Below are 18,217 nucleotides of genomic sequence, written 5' to 3' on the forward strand. Positions count from 1 at the left end.
TCCATGGGGGCACTGTCGCGGTCCCGGCGCGACCTGTCGGTTCGACAGCGCACACAGACCACACTGCTCTGTGCGGCAACCCACAGACCGCGCGGCAAGGCCGCATCCAGACTCGTCCTTCCAGAGTTCAGGGACCTTCCACCATGTCATGCATCACGACGGTCGGCCCGGCCGCTGCGGCATGAGGGCGCGTGGATGGGGAACGGCTGCATGGATGCGGTCGATCAACCGCAGCGTCAAGGCCATGGCACGCGCCACCCAGCCTGCGCGGCGTGCGCTGGCACGCACCGCCGCTCCCGCCACCCCGCGCGTCGCATCGCGCGCAAGATCGGAGCCGGCATCCGGCCGCTTCACCGCCGGCGTGGCGCTGGGTCCGGGGGGCATGCGGCGCTACCGGCTCTTCGTTCCCACGGCGGTACCGGCCGGCGAACCACTGCCGCTGATGGTGATGCTGCACGGTTGCGGGCAGGACGCCGCCGACTTCGCGGCCAGCACCCGCATGAACCTGCTCGCGCGCCGCGAGCGTTTCCTGGTGCTCTATCCCGAGCAGGACCGCATGGCGAGCGCGCAGCGCTGCTGGAACTGGTACGAGACGCGCCAGGGTCGGGCACAGGCCGAAGCGGCGCTGGTGCTCGCGGCCATCGACCAGGTCTGCCTGCTGCACGGCGCGGATCGCAACCGCGTCGCGCTGGTGGGCCTGTCGGCTGGCGCGGGCATGGCGGGCCTGCTGGCCACGCGCCACCTGCACCGTTTTGCGGCGGTCGTCATGCACTCCGGTGTGGCGCCGGGCGTGGCGGACTCCACGGCCACGGCCCTGGCCGCCATGCGAGGCCGGCGCTTGCCAGCGGCGCAGGTGCAGGACGACCAGCGCGACCTGATGCCGTGGCCGCCGCTGCTGGTGATCCAGGGCCAGAACGATCTGGTGGTGCACGCGCGCAATGGCGCGGCGGCCGCGCAGCGCTGGGCCGATGCCGTGGGTGCGCGCGCGGCACCGGCCCGGATCTTGCAACGAGGTCAGCGGTACCCCATGACGGTGACAGACTTCAAGCGAAGCGGTCGCACGCTGGCCACGCTGGTGGCGGTGGACCGCCTCGGGCACGCCTGGAGTGGCGGTGCAGGCCGACTGCCGTATGGCGATGCGAAAGGCCCCGATGCCACGCGCATGGCGTGGGCGTTTGCCTCACGCCAGTTCGCCAGGCCCCGCCCACCGTCCCCTGAACGATGAGACACTGCACCATGAACGCACCGATCCAGACACCGCTGACCACCTCCGAAGACACCGCTCCGGTGGACCCGCTGTTCCTCGCGGCCCCCCGCGTGTCCACCTTCCACGGCACGCAACCACTGACCAACGCCAGTGGCTTCTTCTTCGAGCGCGACGAGCGTCTGTTCCTCGTGACCAGCCGGCATGTGGTGATCGACGAAGACACCCAGCACCTGCCCGACCGGCTGGAGATCGAGCTGCACATCGACGCCACCAACCTGACCCTGTCCACGGGGTTTTCCATGCTGCTCTACGCGGATGGCGCGGCGGTCTGGCGCCAGGGCCGGGACAGCGGCAGCGAGATCGATGTCGCCGTGCTCGAGCTCGACCGCAGTGCCCTGCCCGAGAACGCCGTGATCCGCGCGTTCACACCCGACCACCTGCAGACCGCTTTCAACGAGGTGCACCCCGGCGCATCGCTGCTGGTGGTGGGATTTCCGCTGGGGTTTCACGATGCACTGCACCACCTGCCGGTGCTGCGCCACGCGGTGATCGCATCGCCTTTCGGCATCCGTTTCCAGGGCCAGGGCTTCTTCCTCACCGATGCCCGCACGCACCGGGGAACCAGCGGTGCCGCGGTGGTGATGCGGGATGTCGATCCCAGCCAGGCCACGGCCGCGCTGCCCTGGAAACTGCTGGGCGTGCACTCCTCGCGCATGGACATGGGCGACCGCGATGTGGTGCTCGACGAATCGCTGGGCCTGAACTGCGCCTGGTACGCCGACATCCTGCTCACGCTGACCGAGCCGCGTACCGAAGAGGCCGCCCAAGAAGCCGAAGCGCCCGAGTAAGACAATGCGGGGCATGTCATTGCCCATCCGTCCCGCCGTCCAGGCCAGCCCCGACTACCCGTTCTCGGCCGTCACCGCGCCCGTCAAGCTCGACCAGAACGAGTCCTTCGCCGACTTTCCTGAAGCGCTCAAGGTCATGGCGCTGCAGCGCCTGAGCGAACTGCCCTGGCACCGCTACACCGATCTTCACGCCGAAGCCCTGTGCGAGGCCGTGGCGCGCCACGACGGCTGGAGCGCTTCAGGCACGGTGGTTACCACCGGCAGCAACGTGCTGATTGCCCTGCTGGTGCAACTCGCCGGCATGGGCGCGCGCGTGCTCACGGTCAAGCCCAACTTCGCCCTCTACGCGCTCGACGCGCGCCTCTTGGGCGCTGCGCTCACCGAGGTGCCACTGCGCAGCGACTTCTCCACGGATGTGGACGCCCTCATCGCTGCGCTGGGCGAGGCACCCGGCCGAGGCGTGGTGTTCGTGCCCCGACCGCATGCGCCCACGGGATCGCTGTGCGGACTCGACGAACTGGAGCGCCTGGCGCAGGCCTGCCGGGACGGCTGGCTGCTGGTGATCGACGAGGCCTACCACCCGTTCACCGCACACGATGCCCGCGCGCTGGCCGTGCGGCATCCGCACGTGGTGCTGCTGCGCACGTTCTCCAAGGCCTGGGGGCTGGCCGGACTGCGCCTGGGTTACGCGCTGGCAGGCGACGACGTGGCGCGCCAGTTGCGAAAGCTCGTGCCTCCGTTCGGCGTGTCGGTGCTGCAGACCGTGAGCGCGCTGGTCGCGCTCGAACACCCGGACTACGTGCGGGAGCGGGTCGCACACACCTTGCACGAACGCGAGCGCATGACCACGGCCCTGCAGTCGCACCCCCACTGGCAGGTGTTCCCGTCCCACGCCAACTTCCTGCTGGTGCGCACGCCCGACGCCGCTGCGGCCCACGCCATGTTGCTGGCTGCGGGTGTGCTGGTGCGCCGGCAGGACACCCTGCACGGACTGCAGGGCTGCCTGCGTGTGACCGTGGGCACGGTGGCGGAAAACGACGCGTTCCTGCGCGCGGCCGGCGTCGGCGCCTGAGGCGTCAGGTCTTGGGGCGGTGCTTCTCGATCAGCTCGCGACCGCCAGCCAACAGCTTCTTGCCGTCGAATCCCTTGCGGTTCATGTCTTCGACCCACTGGTCGACGATGGGCGCGCAGAGCTTGATGAACTCTTCCGTTTCTGCCTTGCCCATCACGGTGACCGTGTTGCCGCGGTCCACCACCGCCTTGCGCACCACGGGGTCGTGGTCGGCAATGAGCCGACCGAACATGCCGGAGGTCTCGAGGCCGGCGTTGCGGTCCATCACCTGCTTCAGGTCGGGCGGCAGTGATTCGTAGCGGGCGCGATTCATGACCATGAACTGCGCGCTGTTGTTGAAGCCCGGCATGCCTTTGGCAAATTCGGTGTGGAAGTTGGTGAGTTCGTCGAGCTTGCCGGCGGGCACGGTGTCCCACGGCAGGATGGCGCCGTCGATCACGCCTTTGGAAAGCGCGTCTGGAATCTGCGGCAGGGGCATGCCCACCGGCGTGGCACCCACTGCGCTCAGGATCTGCGTGGACACGCGCGTGGGCCCGCGCATCTTCAGTCCGCGCAGGTCGGCGGCCTTGGTGATGGCGCGGCGCTTGTTGTGAAGGATGTTCAGGCCATGGGTGTGGAAGGCCAGCACTTTCACATCCTTGAACTCATCGGGCGCGTAGGTGGTGAGGTATTCCCAGGCGGCCCTGGAAGAACCCTCGCCGTCGTAGGTGAAGAAAGGCAGTTCGATCACTTCGGAGCGCGGGAAGCGGCCGGGCGTGTAGCCCGCCAGTGACCACACGATATCGACCACGCCATCGCGCGCCTGGTCGTAGAGCTGGGCCGGCGCGCCGCCCATCTGCATGGAGGTGAAGCCCTCGAACTTGATGCGCCCGTTCGATTCCTTCTCGATCTTCCCCATCCACGGCACGATCACGCGGCTCCACACATTGGACGTGGCGGGCACGAAGGTGTGGACGCGCAGGGTGGTGACGTTCTGGGCCAGGGCGGGGATGGCGGGTGCGGCCACGCTCGCCGCAGCCACCTTCATCAGCGTTCTTCTGTCGATCATTCATGTCTCCTGTTGGAGCCGCCACTATGCAGCTGTTAGGTTGAATCGTCAACCAAATTCCGCCGAAAGGTTCAAAGTTATTAATGATTGAAAGGTGCGAAAAGCCCGGATCAATGGCCGGCCAATGCGCTCTGGAAATGCCGCGCAGGTATCCTCTGCCGATTCCTGGAGACCCCGAATGACCCTGCCCTGTCGATGGTGGAAGCCCGTTTGGGGGCCCGTCCTTCTGCTGATCTGCGCGCTGACCCTGTCCGCCTGCAAGAGCCTGCCCCGCGTGGTGCCGGACATGGCCCGGACGTCGGCCACCCCACGGGTTCAACTCGAGGGTGCCCGCGGGCCCCTGTCGGCCGCGCAGAGCAAGGCCGTGCTGGAGCGGTTGCGTGGCAGCGGGCAGGACACCGGCATCTTCGCGCGCCACCTCGCCCTGGAAGAAGCCATCGTCGGCAACCCGCTGACCACCGGCAACAAGGTGGTGCTGCTCGAGGACGGCCCTGCCACCTACCGCGCCATGCTGGCGGCCATCGCCACGGCGAAGGACCACATCCACATGGAGACTTACATCCTGGACGACGATGAGGTCGGCCAGCAGTTCGCCCGTGCGCTGATCGAACGGCAGCGTGCCGGCGCCCAGGTGCACGTGATCCGGGACAGCGTGGGCACCCTGGGCACGCCGGAGGCGTTCTTCAAGCGACTCACCGACGAAGGCATCCGGGTGCTGGAGTTCAACCCGGTCAACCCGTCGAAGGCGCGCAAGGAGTGGGAACTGAACGAACGTGACCACCGCAAGCTGCTGGTGGTGGACGGCCGCGTCGCCTTCCTGGGCGGCATCAACATCAGTGCCGTGTACTCCAGCGGCTCGTCGGGTTCGTTCTCGCGCAGCGCAGACCCCGGCCAGGGCTGGCGCGATGCCCATGTGCAGATCGAGGGCCCGGTGGTGGCGGACTTCCAGAAGCTCTTCATGGACACCTGGGTGGCGCAGAAGGGCGAGCCCATGGCCCCGCGCAACTACTACCCCACGCCGGTGAAAGCAGGCAACGAGGTGGTGCGCGCGATCGGCAGTTCGCCCGAGGAGCCGTTCAGCCAGATCTACGCCACGCTGCTCTCGGCCATTGGCGCGGCCGAGACGAGCGTGTACCTGACCAACGCCTACTTCGCACCGGACCCGCAGCTCCTCACCGCCCTGGAGGACGCCGCAGCCAGAGGGGTCGACGTGCGGCTGATCCTGCCGAGCAAGACCGATTCCTGGCTCATCTTCCACGCCGGGCGCGGCTATTACGAACGCCTGTTGCGAGCGGGCGTGCGGATCTTCGAGCGGCAGGGCGCGATCCTGCACTCCAAGACCGGCCTCATCGACGGCGTGTGGGCCACGGTGGGTTCGACCAACCTGGATTGGCGCAGCTTCCTGCACAACCACGAACTCAACGCGGTGGTGCTGGGCGAGGATTTCGGCAAGCAGATGCAGGCGGTCTTCGACAAGGACCTGGCCGCGTCCACCGAGGTCACGCTCGCGCAATGGCAGCGCCGCACGCTGGACAACCGCATCCTGGAAGGCTTCTCCCGCATCTGGGAGTACTGGCTCTGAACCTGCCGTTCAGGCCGACGGGACGTTCTCGCGCGGCTCGAACGGCACGCCCACCTTGGGGAACAGGTGCGCCGCCAGCGACACCTTGCACAGCGGGTAGTTCCCGGCAAAGGACACGTAGGCCTGGAGGTTGGGCAGGTCCTGGATCTGGCTGGGCAGCAGCACCTTTTCCGTCACGTTGCGGCGCGAGATGGTGCGCGAACTGTTCTTCATCGAATAGCCCACCGAACGCTGCGTCTCCTTGCGCACGAACTCCGATTCGCCCACGCCCTTGCTGAGTTCTTCCGCGGTGGCGGGATCGGTGTGCGGGATGTTGAGGAACAGCAGGTTGCGAAAACAGCTGCGCAGCGTGACGGCCTTTTCCTTGCCGTACAGGTCGTCGAGCTGGGCGGTGGACTGGATGCCGCAGAGAAAACGCGCGCCGTGCTTACGCCCCTTGGTGAGCCCGGCTTCCAGGCTGCTGAGTTTTTCCAGCGAGGCGAGCTCGTCGCACACGAACCAGGTGGGACGCGGTGGGCCGTGCACAGGTGACGACAGGGTGGCGGTGATGACCACATCGAACCAGGTCGAGATGAGTGAGCGCAGCGCATCGGCCATGTCTTCGCGCCAGGTGATGTAGAGGTTGCCCGGCGCGCCTTCAAGCCAGTCGCGCAGCGAAAAGTCGCCCTGCGGCATGTGCTTGTGCGGCCCCAGGTACTTGGTGGCGATGAAGCGCGTGGAGCCCATCGTCTTTTCGGCACCTTCGGAAAACATCGAGGCCGCCGGCGTATCGGCCATGTACTCGGCCAGCGTCTCGATGGGCAGCTCGCAGACGAACTTGATCAGCACGCTGGTCTCACGGCAGCCCTGAAGCCAGAGCTTGTTCATCACTTCCTTGATCAGGAACTGGGCGTACCCGTTCCATTCGCGCATGTCGCCGGTGCCATCGGGCACCACGCTGCGCGCGAACCGCTCGCAGTCGTACGTGGAACGGATCTCGTTGAAGATCGACCAGCCAGGCGTGCGGCGATCGAACGGGTTGAGGACCAGGTCGCCCGGCCGGGCGAAGATCGAGTAGTAGTCGCCATTGGGGTCGACCACCAGCAGCCGGTCGCCACGCCTGGCCGCACCGGACAGGATCTCCTTGATGGCCTGCGACTTGCCCGCGCCCGTGGTGCCTGCCACCAGCATGTGCAGCGGCTCCACCGACACGGGAATGGGCACGCCGCCCACGGTGGCCTGCGGCACCGGGCGCCAGAAGTCCTTCCAGACCTCCGCCGGCGTGGGGCGGGTCTGCGCGAACTGGATGGAGGCGCGCACGCGGATCAGGCGGTTGCGGATCGTCCGTTCGCTGGTCATGCGGCGCAACACATGCACCGACGCGAAGGTGGCGCCGCGCACATGGCGTGCCGGCTTGCTGTGCGGATTGCCCAGCACCCAGACCAGCCAGGCCACCACCAGCGCCAGCCCGGTACCCGTTGCAATGCTGGCCTGCGTGATAGACACCACGTTGGGTGCGATGAAAGCCAGCGAAGCCGCAGCCTTGAGGTCGCGCGCCATGGGTGCCTGGAGGTCGAACGCATGCACCACCCACACCACCCAGACGATGGCGCTTGCCAGCGGCGCGCCCACTACCGCGCCGAGGGCCAGCATCAGCGCCCTCACAGGGCGGTCGCCTCGGGCCCTTGCGGGTCCACCCGGTCGCGTGGCCCGAACCACACCTGCGTAACGCCGCGCGAACCGTTGTCGAAGCGCTTGAACTGCACCACCACGTCGATGACCGACTGGATGTAGGCCAGCAGCGCATGGGTGCTCATGGCCTGGAAGCCTTCGCGGCGCTTGACCATGAAGCACAGGCGCTCGAAGCACAGGCGCGGGCTGTCGGCGTGGATGGTGGAGATGGAACCCGGGTGGCCGGAGTTGATGAGCTCCAGGAAGTCGGCCGCCTCCGAGCCGCGAATCTCGCCCAGCAGGATGCGGTCGGGGCGCAGGCGCATGCTGGCTTCCAGCAGGTCGGTCACGCTGACCTTGGCCACGCCCTGCCCGCCCTTGCTGGCAATGAGCGACAGCTTGTTGTGCTGGGACAGCGCGATCTCCGGCACGTCCTCGATCGTGACCAGCCGTTCGTCCTTGCCCATTTCGTCGGTCAGCGCGCGCAGCGTGGTGGTTTTGCCGGTGGACGTGCCGCCCGAGATGATGATGTTCTTGCGCAGCCGCACCGCCGCGCGAAGGAAACCCACCATGTCGCCGCCATCGAGCAGCGCGCCCAGTTCGGCATCGTCCTCAGCGCCGCCGCTCACGGCCTCGCGCGCGCGCAGGGCACCGCCGCGGTCCAGGTCTTCGAGCGAGAAGCGCTTCTGCGAAGGCATGCGGATCGCGAGGCCGAACATCTCGGGCAGGCAACCCGGTGGCATCACCACCTGCACACGCTGGCCTTCAGGCAACTGGGCCGAGAGCAGCGGCTGCCGGGGGCCCACGGTCTGGTGCGAGTAGGTGGCGATCAGGTCGGCGAGCTGGTTGAGGCGGCGCTGGTCAAACTCCGGGATGGCGTGCGGCACCCAGGTGCCACCCGATTCCACGTACACCTCGCCCGGGCGGTTGACGATGATCTCTTCGATGCCGGCGGTCTCCAGCAGCGGGCGCAGGGGCGTGAGGTAGGAACGGAGCGCCGCCGTGCTCATGGCGCACGGGGTCGCCGGGCTTTCCCCGACACGGCCGAGAGGTCCAGGTCACGGGCCACCAGCACCCGCACGCGGCTGCCTTGCACGACCTGGATCGTCGGCGGGATGTTGGCCTGCGACTTGAGGATGCTCTCCACCGTGGACTGCAGACCCTTCACCGCCTCGCTGCGGGTGCGGTCGACAATGATCAGCCCGCCTGCCGAGTTGCTGGCCCGCTGGTTCGACGCGGCCGCATCCTCGACGGCCACGCCGATCATGGACACCAGGAACGCGGCGCCAAAGCGCTCCAGGTAGTGGTTGTCCACCACGCCCGACATGCCCGAGCGCCCGAGGCCGTCGGTGCCGGGGCTGGCCAGCGAAACGCTGGTGCCATCGGGCAGCAGGGCGCGCTGCCACATCACCATGACGCGCGACTGACCGGCGGAAATGCGCGCGGTCTCGTACTCCCCCACCAGCCGCGACATCTTCGGGATCAGCACACGGCGCCCGGATTCACCGTAGACGTCCTCGTCGACCATCGCGCGCACCTGGCCGGGCAGCGCGGTGTGGATGGGCGTCTCGAGCACCGCGGGGATGCTCTTGCCCTGCAGGATCTTGCGGTCCAGCGAAGCGTCGTCGGGTTCCAGTGCCGTCGGCACGAAGGACGATGCGTCGCGCGCGGCATCGGCGGGCCGATCTGCCAGCGCGGCGTCGACCATCGAGGACTTGGGCTTCAACACGTCCATCACCACGCTGGCGGCGCTGTCGGCCAGCACCGCGTCCACCTTGCCCAGCGCGCCAGAGGTGACCAGCAAAGGCGCCATGCGCCGGCGCCGGGCCGCTTCAGCGGCTTCGTCCGCGGCGGCCGCCCGGCGGTCAGCGGTATTGAGTTGGGCCGGGTCCACCGGCGGCAAGGGCGTGTCCGGTGGCAAGGGCGGCACCGACTGCGCCGTCACCGTCGGCGCAGACGCTGCCACCTGCGTCGGCACAAAGAGGGGTTCGGGCGCGGGCCGGGTCGCGAGGCGCGGCGCTGGCCGCAGGGTTTCGACCTCGGGCACGTCGTTGCCGGAGGCCTTGCGGTCGCTGCCGGTGGCGAAGAGCCCATAGACCAGCACGCCGGCCACACCCAGCGTGAGCAGCCAGATGAGCTTGTTCAGGCGCGGCGGTGCGCGGCGACCGAGTGCGCTGGTCGGCTCCCGCGGTGGCAGAGGCGCGGCTTCCTCTCGTTCAACCGCTTCAGGATCATGGTGTTGCATGGCGCAGTCCGCCCATCAGCGTTCGCGCAAGGCCGTCTCGGGCCGCTGCGGGAAGGCGTCGTTGAACACACACGCGATCTCGGCATTGCCCGCGCTGCGGAAGACCAGCTGGCGCGTGACCTTCTCGATCACCAGCCAGTCGCCTTCGCGGCGGAAATTGGCGAGCGTCTCGTTCTTCTGCGTGTCCACCTCGAACACCGCGGGCACGCTCTCGTGGTTGGCAAAGCGCAGGTAGGTGAACTGGCCATCGTCGAGCACCTGCAGGGGCGCTGCCACGCGCGAACCTTTGTAGGAGTACTTGAAATTCCACTCCGACGGCAGCTTGCTGCGCGAACCCGGTGGCAGGCCCAGCGCCAGGGAGGTGGTGAGCCCGACGGTGGTGCGCGATTCGCGCTCGAAGCGCTCGGCCGTGGCGCGGGTCTGCGCCTCGAGTTGTCGAGCCTCGTCCTGCGGGTAGCGGAAACGCACGCGAAACGTGAGTCGGCCGTCGCTCACGCCGAACGGCTGGAACGCCAGCAGGTTGAACGTGTACGAGCGCCGCGAGGTCTGCACCAGCAGGTTGGTCTCCGCCTTGTCCTCATGGGGCTTGAGGTAGAGCACGTTGTCGCGCGGCACCGCCTGCCAGGCGACGCTGTCGCCCAGGGACACCGTCACGATCTGCTCGTCGGCGCCGAACTCCACCGCCAGCGTGTAGCCGTAGGCACCCTGCAGACGCACCACCGCGTCCGGGTCGTAGGCCACCACGCGGATGCGCTCGTCCGTTCGCACGGGCCGGCTCTCGATGCCCGGCGAAATCACCACGGGCGCCGACGTTGCCTTCGGCTTCTTGCGGGGAGCGGTTTCGTTGGCCTGGGCACTCAGCGCGAGGCAGGCTGCCAGCAGGCATGCAGGGGTCTTCATGTTCTGGTTCATGGGTGGGGTCGCGCTTGGGACGCGCGAGCGTTTCACGGGTTGCGCACGGTGGCGGCATCGCGCCGGTAGTTGGTGACCTGAAAACCGAAGGGGTTGAGCAGGTCGTCGCCGGCCGTGGGCCGGTGGGTGAACTGGAACTCGACGATCGCGGCCCATTCGTAGAAGCCGGTCGACTTGCCGTCGATGAACTCTTCGGTCTGGAACTGCACGTGAGCCACGCCGCTCTTCAAGAGCGAGATCGAATGGATCCGGGGCACGCGCTCCAGCCGCGCCCCCATGGCGCGCTCCTGAACGGTGCCGCCAAACAGCGAGGACAACCGGGATTCCATCGCGGGTGCGGCAAACAATTGAAGCGTCTTCGCGCGCTGGCGGACATCGGCATGGCTCCAGGTCTCGCCGGCGAGCATCCACTGGTTGATGTGGAACTTGCGCACCGCCTCCATGCCGGTCAGGCGCTGCGCGTCCTCCACGTTGTAGCGAACGTGGCGCACGGTCTGCGTGGCGTCGTTGTAGGCGATGGTCACCACCTCCACCTTCTCGCGCGAGAACACCACCGCCATGGCGACGCCGGCCGCGATGGTGACCAGCCAGCTCACTGCGGCGAACAGGTAGGCACGGTTTCGAGACACACGGGCGTTGCGGATCACCTCGGCGTCCCAGCTGGACGCGGCGGCGTAATAGTGCGCTTCCGCAGGCGGGCGTGGGGGGTCGGCGGTCGGGGTCGTGCTCATGGCTTCGTTCGCTGGCTGGGTAACTGGCTTGGCCGGAAGGGTGTGCGCGGGCGGTCAGCGAAGAGCGGCCGCCGCACCCTGCGCGGCCCCCAGCTTGGCTCCCGCTGGGCCGCCCTTGATGAAGCCGCCCACCGCGCCCTTGGCAACACCCACGCCGGCATCGATGCCCTTGTGCATGCCACCGATGACCTGGTGGGCCGCGCCGTCGCCAATGTGGGAAAGCAGCGAGCCGACCATGCCGGAGGCGAACTGCGGGATGCTGGCCACGGCCTTGGCGAGGGCGTAGTAGAGAAGCAGGTAGGCGATGGCGGGGCCGATGACGCTGATCGCGCCTGGGAGTACTGGCCACCCTGAGGGTGGGCCATCGTTGAACACCTCGATGCTGGCGTCGGCCACCATCAGGACCACCATGAGCAACGCAGGCGTCAACACAAAGCCGAGCATGCCCCGGAACCACGCATCGGTGTAGGAACGCGTGTGCTGGAACAGCGCCAGCGCGATGAAGATCGGCGCGACGGCCAGGCAGCTGGTGAGGCCCAGGCGGGACAACAGCATGACCACGAAGACACTCGCAAAGAGAACGATTGTCATCACCAGCTTGATCACGCCAGCGATGTTCTGGATGAGATTGGGAAACATGATCGGTATGGGAACCGATGCGAACCCGGCGAGCGGAAGGTCGAACGTCGTGATGAACTCGAACTTGTCGGGCACCAACACGGTCTGTTCAAACGCGACGGCCATCTGCTCCACAAACGCTTTGTCCAGCAAGGAGGCGCTCAGATTCCACCACCCGGTACCCCAAGCTGCTGGCATGGCGTCTGCGAGCACATCCGCAAGCCCGGTGTAGGTGCTCCAGATCGTGCCGTAGACCCAGTAGCTGAAAAAACTCCAGTTGATCAGCAGTTCGGACACCAGGCCCATCTTGAGGATCAGCCAGCCCACATCGACAGCCGACAGACCCTGGGTGTGACCCTTCATCAAGTTGAAGCCATGCGCAGCGACGAGCAACACCATGCCCGCGCGAAGCGGTGCGGCGACAAAGTCGCGCAGCGCGGAGTAGCCCGGAGAGATCACGTCGACCAGCAATGCCTTGTCGACCGTTTCGAGCACGTAAAAGATCATCCCGCTCTCCCCACCGCTTCAACGCTGCCCGCACCTTGGTACCCCGCCCTGAAATGCGGCAACCACGCTACTGGCGCTTCGCCGTGCTCGGCCATCAGGCGGTCCATGAACGCCACCGTGTTCTTGTTCCCCGAGAGCACGGCGATGTGGTCGTCCATGCCCTGCATGTCGAGCTGGCACACGCTCACGCCCAAGCTGTTCTTCACCAGGAACCAGCCGCGCCCCGGGCGCATGGGCAGGTCGTTGCGGATCATGTCGAACTGCGTGGCATTGAGGCCCAGGTAGCCCCGGTACACGTCTTCCTCGGCCTTGGGATTGGGGAACAGGATGAAGGTCTCGGACTGCTGCTTGAGCGCGGCCGAGATGTGCGACTGCATCACCGTCTCCGGCGTCTGCGTGGCAAACACGAGCAGGCCGTTGTTCTTGCGGATCACGAACTCGAAGTTCTCGATGCGGCGCGCCACGATCTCGTCGTCGAGCAGCCGCCAGCCTTCGTCGGCAAAAATCGCCATCGGCTGGCCGTCCAGCAGCGTCTCCACCACATGGAACAGCCAGGTCAGCACAGCGGGCCGGACCTGTTTGGCATCGAGCACGTAGGTCATGTCGAAGCCGATCACCGGGTTGCTCATGTCCAGCCCGTTGCGCGGGTTGTCGAACACCCAGGCGTGCTGGCCCCGCCCGTAGCGCGGGTGGTCGTACCAGTCGAGCAGGCGCTTTGCCAGCTTGTCCTGCTCGGCGTTGCCGAACATCGGTGCCACATGGCAGAGCTGGCGCAGCTCGGGAGCGAGATCGAACACGCTGGAGACGATCTGGCGGATGCGCTGGCGGTCCTCGGCGTCCACGGGCGCGCCGCCCTCGTCGGTGAGCAGGGCTTCGAACCAGTCCACGAGGAAGCCGCGCGCACCCGGTGAGTCGGCCAGCTGCAACGGGTTCCAGCCGGTCGGGCGCTGGCTCTCGATACGGAAGTACTCGCCACCGATCGCCCGCACGAAGATCTCCATGCCGCGGTCCTTGTCGAGGAAGACCCGCCGCCCGCCCAGCTTCAGGCTTTGCGCGAAGAGGAAGGACGTGGTGAGCGTCTTGCCCTGGCCGGTGGGGCCGAGCACCAGCGTGTTGCCCCGATCGGCCACATGCAGGTTGAAGTGGTAGGCCGTGCCCGACGCCGACGGCAGCACGGTGATGGCAGGCCCCCAGACCGAACTGGGGCGACCGCCCAAATAGTTGTGGCAACTGGCGAACGACGCGAAATTCTTGGTGGAGATCCGAGCACCGCGCGCGATGAAGCGGAAGTTCCCCGGCAACTGCGCGTAGAACGCGGCCTCCAGGTTCACGTCTTCGCGCACGCTGGTGATGCCGTTCTCGGCCAGTTCGGCGTCGATGGTGGCCAGCTTGCCGGCCACCGCAGAGGCGTCTTCGTCCCACACCATCAGGGTGTGGTGGTGCAGGCCGAATCCGGCCTCGCCTTTGGTCTCTTCCATGGCCAGGTCCAGCGCGTGGATCTGCATCTGGCCGGCGTCGCCCGCATTCACCAGGCGGTTGCGCTGCTGCTTGATGGCGGCTTCGCTCCGGGCACGTTCCTCGAACCGGAACGACTGCGTGGCGCAGAACTCGAACGGCAGCGTGAGCAGCCGGTCGTACATGGTGGCCGCGGTTTGAGAGGGGTACTCCTTCACCGAGGCGAGGCCCGCGTAGAGGGTTCGGGCGGCGTGGCGCAGTTCCACCACCTCGTTGCGGAAGACCGTGCGCGCCACCGGCAGGATCTCGGCCACGGGTCGATCAGGCAGGGCGTAGCGCCGGTCCTGCAGGTTGATGAAGAAGCCGTAGAGCCGCATGAGCTCGCTGCAGGGCACGCCACGCTCGTTGGGCACCACGCCCAGCAGGCGAGGCTGGTAGGCCTTGAACACCTCCAGCAGTGCGCGCATGGCGTCGTGCAGCGACTGCAGCGCCTTGCGCTCGTACTGCTCGCGCTCCTGCGCGTCCAGCCGTTCCGAGAGCGAGCGGAACACCTGGTCAAGGCGCTTGGCCACGCCTTCGCCGGGTTTGTGCACCAGCGTGAGGTGGATGTCGTTGGTGTAGAGCTTGCGGCGGGACAGCCGTTCGCACCAGGCTTCGTTCAATTGCGCGGCAAAGCCACCTTCGCTGAACGTGCCCTCGGGCAGCGTGACGCGACGGCGGCGCACCAGGTGGTGGTAGATGGCCAGGTTGGAATTGCTGAAGGTCTTCCAGAGCTGGTTGCGGATGCGCTTGTACAGGTCGAGCTCGTCGGCGTCGGCGGTGTCGAACGGCAGACCGCCCAGGTGCAGCACCTGCAACAGGCTGCCGTCCTGCGTGCGCAGCGTGTTCGCGTTGACGTGAGCCATATAGGGCACGCACCAGCGGGAAGCCTGCGCTTCGAGCCCCACCTTGCGAACGGCGCCGTCGGCCATGCTGCTCAGGCTGCGCCACATGGCCGGGTCCTTCAGCGCTGGCTTGCCCGCGCGGGCATGGGCACGCAGCCGGGGTCGAACGACGTGCCGCCCCAATAGGCCGCGCGGCGACGGCCTTGCGAGAAGTGCGCCAGCTTCGCGGCCCAGAGCTGGAACACGCGCGCATCGCGTTCGCACATGGCATAGCCGAACACATACAGCGCGGGCGCGCACATGAGGCCGTAGACGATGCCCTTCATGCCCCCGAGCCCGAGGAACACGATCATGACGACGAAGGTCATGAACACGGCATACACATCGGTGATGCCGAAGAACATGGGCGGGCGCGTGAGGCCCAGGAAGACGGGGTCGGCCTCACAGGGCAGCGATGCGTGGGACATGAGGTGCGTTCCCTGGATGCGCCGTGGTCAGGCGTTTGCGCTGACCTGCACGAAAGGCGACGGGGCGACAGCCAAGTTCAGGGGCTTGGCGGGACCACAGTCACGTTCGGCGGAAGCGCAGGGGGCGGGGGGAGCGGCGAGTTCGGTGGTGGCGCAGGCTTGCAGAAGCATCGCCGCCGTCAGTCCCGCAATGGTGGCTTTCGCGTTCATGCGAAGCGAACCACAACCGTCGATGGTGCCGCTGCGGTCGAAGACGTTCCAAACAGGCCGTCGATCAAAGTGGCAGCCGAGAAGATGATCCCCACACCAAGCACCACCACAATCGCACGGCTCCACTCCACACGACCAGTCAGTGCTGCAATGCCCATGCCAATGACGGCAATGATGGCCAGGGAACGAGCGATCGTCCCAGTGAGTGTCGTGACCAGGGTTTCCAGTGCTGTGCCAAGCGTGGATCCGCTGAATGCGTCCGTTACCTTATCGTCGGCCGCCATCGCCACATCACTGAACATGAACAAAACCAAGGCCACCAGAAACAAGACCGCCAACCGCTGGGCACTGCATTCAAAACGAACCGAGCCGACACCGTGGCACTGGAAATCCCTCATGAAGCTTTCTCCTGGTTGATGCCCGTTGCATCGCTCGATGCGGGGTGGGCGGGTGGGTTGAACGGGGTGAGGTGAATTTAGAGTTTTGAGGAAACGTATATACAACTTAACCACCAAACACACTCTCGTGCGCATGAAGCGTTTGCTGGCTGGGTTGAACTGCTCAGAGCGAGGGGGAAAAGTCGTGCCCCTGCGCGTCCGCTTCGGTGGCGGGACCCCAGAGGAAGCAGGTCTGGCGGAACTCCAGTGCGGTGTCCACCAGCGAATTCACCAGCGCCTCAAGGCCCTGCCCCTGCAGGCCGCCCAGGCCCACATGGATCACGCCGATCACGTGCCCGTTGACGCCAATGCAATACGCCAGGCCGCGGTTGGCCGACTGGGCGTGGTTCATCTGCAGCAGCACGCGCAACACAGCGGCCTCGCCCACGCGGGGTGGCATGCCCACATCCACATAGATGGACACCGCAGGTGATTCGGGAATGACCTGGTTGAAGGTGATGGCGAGGCGGACCCCTTCGATCTCGATCATGGCGCCCTCCGCAACGGCATCGACATGGGCATCGTCGAGTTTCATGCGCCGGCAGAAGTCGGCGATGACCTCGCGGTGGGTGGCTTCGGGGGATGCCATGGGGTTCAAGCTCCTGCGTTGAATGCGCCTCGTGGCGAGGCGCTGCATGATCGGACGAGCCACGCGTGCGCGGTGCGCCAGGGCATGGAGCGCATGGCCTGAGGCACCAGCCGCCCTGGCGCCACCGCGTTCGCAAGCGTCAGCGCGCCGCGAGCTTGCCCATGCGCCGCAGTTCCCGCTGCACGCGCGCCTGGTACACGCGGTTGAACTGCGGTGTGAGGCTGTGGTACGCGCCCACGGCGTGCCAGGTGTTGCCATGTCGCAGCACCTGCTTCTTCAGGTGCCAGGCCGCCACGTGAATGCCCACGCAGGGTTGCAGCAGGTGCGGCCACTCCAGCCCGTGCTGGCGCAGCTCGGTGAAGTGCACGCTGTTGATCTGCGCGATGCCGACGTCGATGGATCCGTTGGTGTTGCGACGCACCGGGTCGGCGCGCAGGCCGGATTCGACCTGCAGGATGGCGGTGAGCAGGTCCGGGTTCACCCCATGCCGCGTGCTGGCGGCCAGGACGCAGCGGGTCAGCTCACGTTCGTCCACCGGTCCCACCTGGGGCGCCGAGCCCCACGCGAGGCCATGGGCGATGGCCAGCACCAGACCCGGCAGAAGAGGCCGCCCACTAGCCACTGGAAGGGCGGGGTGGCCTGGGCGACAGGAGCTGCGCATAGTGCAGCGCTGGCTGCGATTGCGCCGTCGCCCTGCCCTGCTGCTGTTGCAGTGCCGGCGCGAGCACGCTGGGCAGCGACGCCAGCCGCGCGGTGCGTGCCACGCGTTCAGGCGTTGAAGGGAGTGGAGGGTGTTCGAGCTTTTCCATGGCGTTGGCGCGGAAGGCTAAGCCCTTGCACGGAGGGTGGCCACGCGAAGTTGCGAAGCGGTGCAAGTGCGCCACCAGACACGGCACTCCGGCGATCGACCGGTGTGGCCGGGCTGCATGACCTGCGAGGTCATGGACGCTGGACGCGGCCCTGGCCACACTGGGAACCAGTCAACCACTGCATCACGCAAGAAAGGAAAGTACCATGGACTTCAGCAGCATCCCCCTGGCCGTGGGCCACATGATCGGCCTGGGCGCACTCGGTTCGTGCATCGGCATCGGCATCATGGCCAGCAAGTACCTGGAGGCCTCGGCGCGGCAACCCGAAATGATGGAGGCCATGCAGCCCAAGGTATTCCTGCTCGCCGGCCTGCTCGACGGCGCCTTCATCATCTCGGTGGCGCTCGGCGTCTGGTTCGCCATTGCCGACCCGTTCAATTCATGAGCCCGGCCCGCCGGTCCAGGCCAGCACCTCCACGTGCCCGTGCAGGGCAGCCAGGTCAGCGGGGGTGAGGCCGCGGTGATTGCGCGCATTCATGGGCACACCGGCTTCATGCAACTCGGCCATGACCTCCATGTGGCCGCCGCTGGCCGCGTCGTGCGCAGGCGTGGTGCCGGTGGCATCTGCCACGTCCAGGCGCGCGCCCAGCCGCCGGAGTTCGAGGAGCACCGCCAGGTGTCCGTTGCCGGCCGCGTAGTGGGCCGGCGTCAGGCCGCCCGCGTCGGGCGCGTCGAGCACGCGGCCTTGCTCGTGCAGGCGGCGCAGCGCTGCCACGTTGTCGTGGCGCGCGGCTTCCCAGACATCGGACGTTTGCAAAGGCATGGTGGGTCTCTGAGGGCTTGGGGCAGGACCGTCCAGCGTAGGTCGCCGGCCGCGCCTTTGCAGAAAAGGTGCCGAGCTGCTGGCCGCGCGTTTCGAATCGCAGCGGCCGATTCACGAGGGAAC

Annotated in this window: 19 protein-coding genes; 5 read left to right on the plus strand and 14 right to left on the minus strand. The window is 67.1% G+C overall.

Features of this window, described 5'->3' with window-relative positions; genetic code table 11:
- The first annotated feature begins 214 nt into the window (after nt 1-214).
- The 3 genes from ACTIEY_RS04750 to ACTIEY_RS04760 are packed head-to-tail and all read left to right on the plus strand — an operon-like array spanning nt 215 to nt 3,127.
- Nucleotides 215-1,225: an extracellular catalytic domain type 1 short-chain-length polyhydroxyalkanoate depolymerase gene (locus ACTIEY_RS04750; RefSeq protein WP_439517936.1), complete on the plus strand. Its 1,011-nt coding sequence runs from the start codon at nt 215-217 to the stop codon at nt 1,223-1,225.
- Between the two features lie 11 nt (nt 1,226-1,236).
- Nucleotides 1,237-2,055, plus strand: a complete 819-nt coding sequence (locus tag ACTIEY_RS04755; protein WP_439517937.1) for a S1 family peptidase — start codon at nt 1,237-1,239, stop codon at nt 2,053-2,055.
- 13 nt (nt 2,056-2,068) lie between these two features.
- The gene (locus ACTIEY_RS04760; protein ID WP_439517938.1) at nt 2,069-3,127 is read left to right on the plus strand and encodes a pyridoxal phosphate-dependent aminotransferase; all 1,059 of its coding nucleotides are present in this window, start codon (nt 2,069-2,071) and stop codon (nt 3,125-3,127) included.
- A 4-nt stretch (nt 3,128-3,131) separates the two neighbouring features.
- On the opposite strand, the gene ACTIEY_RS04765 is transcribed toward ACTIEY_RS04760, so the two are convergent.
- The gene (locus ACTIEY_RS04765) at nt 3,132-4,175 is read right to left on the minus strand and encodes a TRAP transporter substrate-binding protein (RefSeq protein ID WP_439517939.1); all 1,044 of its coding nucleotides are present in this window, start codon (nt 4,173-4,175) and stop codon (nt 3,132-3,134) included.
- 178 nt (nt 4,176-4,353) lie between these two features.
- Between ACTIEY_RS04765 and cls the strand changes: the two genes are divergently transcribed.
- Nucleotides 4,354-5,757, plus strand: coding sequence for a cardiolipin synthase (gene cls / locus ACTIEY_RS04770; protein ID WP_439517940.1), 1,404 nt, complete (start codon nt 4,354-4,356; stop codon nt 5,755-5,757).
- Between the two features lie 9 nt (nt 5,758-5,766).
- On the opposite strand, the gene ACTIEY_RS04775 is transcribed toward cls, so the two are convergent.
- The 12 genes from ACTIEY_RS04775 to ACTIEY_RS04830 all read right to left on the minus strand — a co-directional run bounded on the left by ACTIEY_RS04775 (nt 5,767) and on the right by ACTIEY_RS04830 (nt 17,226).
- Entirely contained in the window at nt 5,767-7,389 is a 1,623-nt protein-coding gene (locus ACTIEY_RS04775) for a type IV secretion system DNA-binding domain-containing protein (RefSeq protein WP_439517941.1), read from the minus strand.
- Nucleotides 7,390-7,397: 8 nt separating this feature from the next.
- A complete protein-coding gene (virB11, locus tag ACTIEY_RS04780; RefSeq protein ID WP_439517942.1) occupies nt 7,398-8,417 on the minus strand; it encodes a P-type DNA transfer ATPase VirB11 in 1,020 nt (339 codons plus the stop codon).
- Entirely contained in the window at nt 8,414-9,652 is a 1,239-nt protein-coding gene (locus tag ACTIEY_RS04785) for a TrbI/VirB10 family protein (protein WP_439517943.1), read from the minus strand. Before ACTIEY_RS04785 ends, virB11 begins: the two co-directional genes overlap by 4 nt.
- Before the next feature lie 15 nt (nt 9,653-9,667).
- A complete protein-coding gene (locus ACTIEY_RS04790; RefSeq protein ID WP_439517944.1) occupies nt 9,668-10,552 on the minus strand; it encodes a TrbG/VirB9 family P-type conjugative transfer protein in 885 nt (294 codons plus the stop codon).
- Between the two features lie 44 nt (nt 10,553-10,596).
- Nucleotides 10,597-11,295, minus strand: a complete 699-nt coding sequence (locus ACTIEY_RS04795; protein ID WP_439517945.1) for a VirB8/TrbF family protein — start codon at nt 11,293-11,295, stop codon at nt 10,597-10,599.
- A 54-nt stretch (nt 11,296-11,349) separates the two neighbouring features.
- On the minus strand, nt 11,350-12,420 hold the full coding sequence (locus ACTIEY_RS04800; RefSeq protein WP_439517946.1) for a type IV secretion system protein: 1,071 nt from the start codon (nt 12,418-12,420) through the stop codon (nt 11,350-11,352).
- A complete protein-coding gene (locus tag ACTIEY_RS04805; RefSeq protein WP_439517947.1) occupies nt 12,417-14,867 on the minus strand; it encodes a hypothetical protein in 2,451 nt (816 codons plus the stop codon). Before ACTIEY_RS04805 ends, ACTIEY_RS04800 begins: the two co-directional genes overlap by 4 nt.
- A gap of 11 nt (nt 14,868-14,878) precedes the next feature.
- Nucleotides 14,879-15,226: a type IV secretion system protein VirB3 gene (locus tag ACTIEY_RS04810; protein ID WP_439517948.1), complete on the minus strand. Its 348-nt coding sequence runs from the start codon at nt 15,224-15,226 to the stop codon at nt 14,879-14,881.
- 206 nt (nt 15,227-15,432) lie between these two features.
- On the minus strand, nt 15,433-15,834 hold the full coding sequence (locus tag ACTIEY_RS04815; protein ID WP_439517949.1) for a TrbC/VirB2 family protein: 402 nt from the start codon (nt 15,832-15,834) through the stop codon (nt 15,433-15,435).
- Nucleotides 15,835-15,997: 163 nt separating this feature from the next.
- A complete protein-coding gene (locus tag ACTIEY_RS04820) occupies nt 15,998-16,462 on the minus strand; it encodes a hypothetical protein (protein WP_439517950.1) in 465 nt (154 codons plus the stop codon).
- Nucleotides 16,463-16,601: 139 nt separating this feature from the next.
- On the minus strand, nt 16,602-17,051 hold the full coding sequence (locus ACTIEY_RS04825) for a lytic transglycosylase domain-containing protein (protein ID WP_439517951.1): 450 nt from the start codon (nt 17,049-17,051) through the stop codon (nt 16,602-16,604).
- A gap of 25 nt (nt 17,052-17,076) precedes the next feature.
- On the minus strand, nt 17,077-17,226 hold the full coding sequence (locus tag ACTIEY_RS04830; protein WP_439517952.1) for a hypothetical protein: 150 nt from the start codon (nt 17,224-17,226) through the stop codon (nt 17,077-17,079).
- A gap of 250 nt (nt 17,227-17,476) precedes the next feature.
- On the opposite strand from ACTIEY_RS04830, the gene atpE reads away from it, so the two are divergent.
- The gene (atpE, locus tag ACTIEY_RS04835; RefSeq protein WP_439517953.1) at nt 17,477-17,716 is read left to right on the plus strand and encodes a F0F1 ATP synthase subunit C; all 240 of its coding nucleotides are present in this window, start codon (nt 17,477-17,479) and stop codon (nt 17,714-17,716) included.
- Here atpE and ACTIEY_RS04840 read toward each other — a convergent pair.
- On the minus strand, nt 17,711-18,094 hold the full coding sequence (locus tag ACTIEY_RS04840) for an ankyrin repeat domain-containing protein (RefSeq protein WP_439517954.1): 384 nt from the start codon (nt 18,092-18,094) through the stop codon (nt 17,711-17,713). The two genes, atpE and ACTIEY_RS04840, sit on opposite strands and share 6 nt — an antisense overlap.
- Nucleotides 18,095-18,217 lie beyond the last annotated feature (123 nt).

Origin of the sequence: Hydrogenophaga sp. (assembly GCF_051858985.1) — a bacterium.
In the GTDB taxonomy this organism is placed as follows: domain Bacteria; phylum Pseudomonadota; class Gammaproteobacteria; order Burkholderiales; family Burkholderiaceae_C; genus Hydrogenophaga.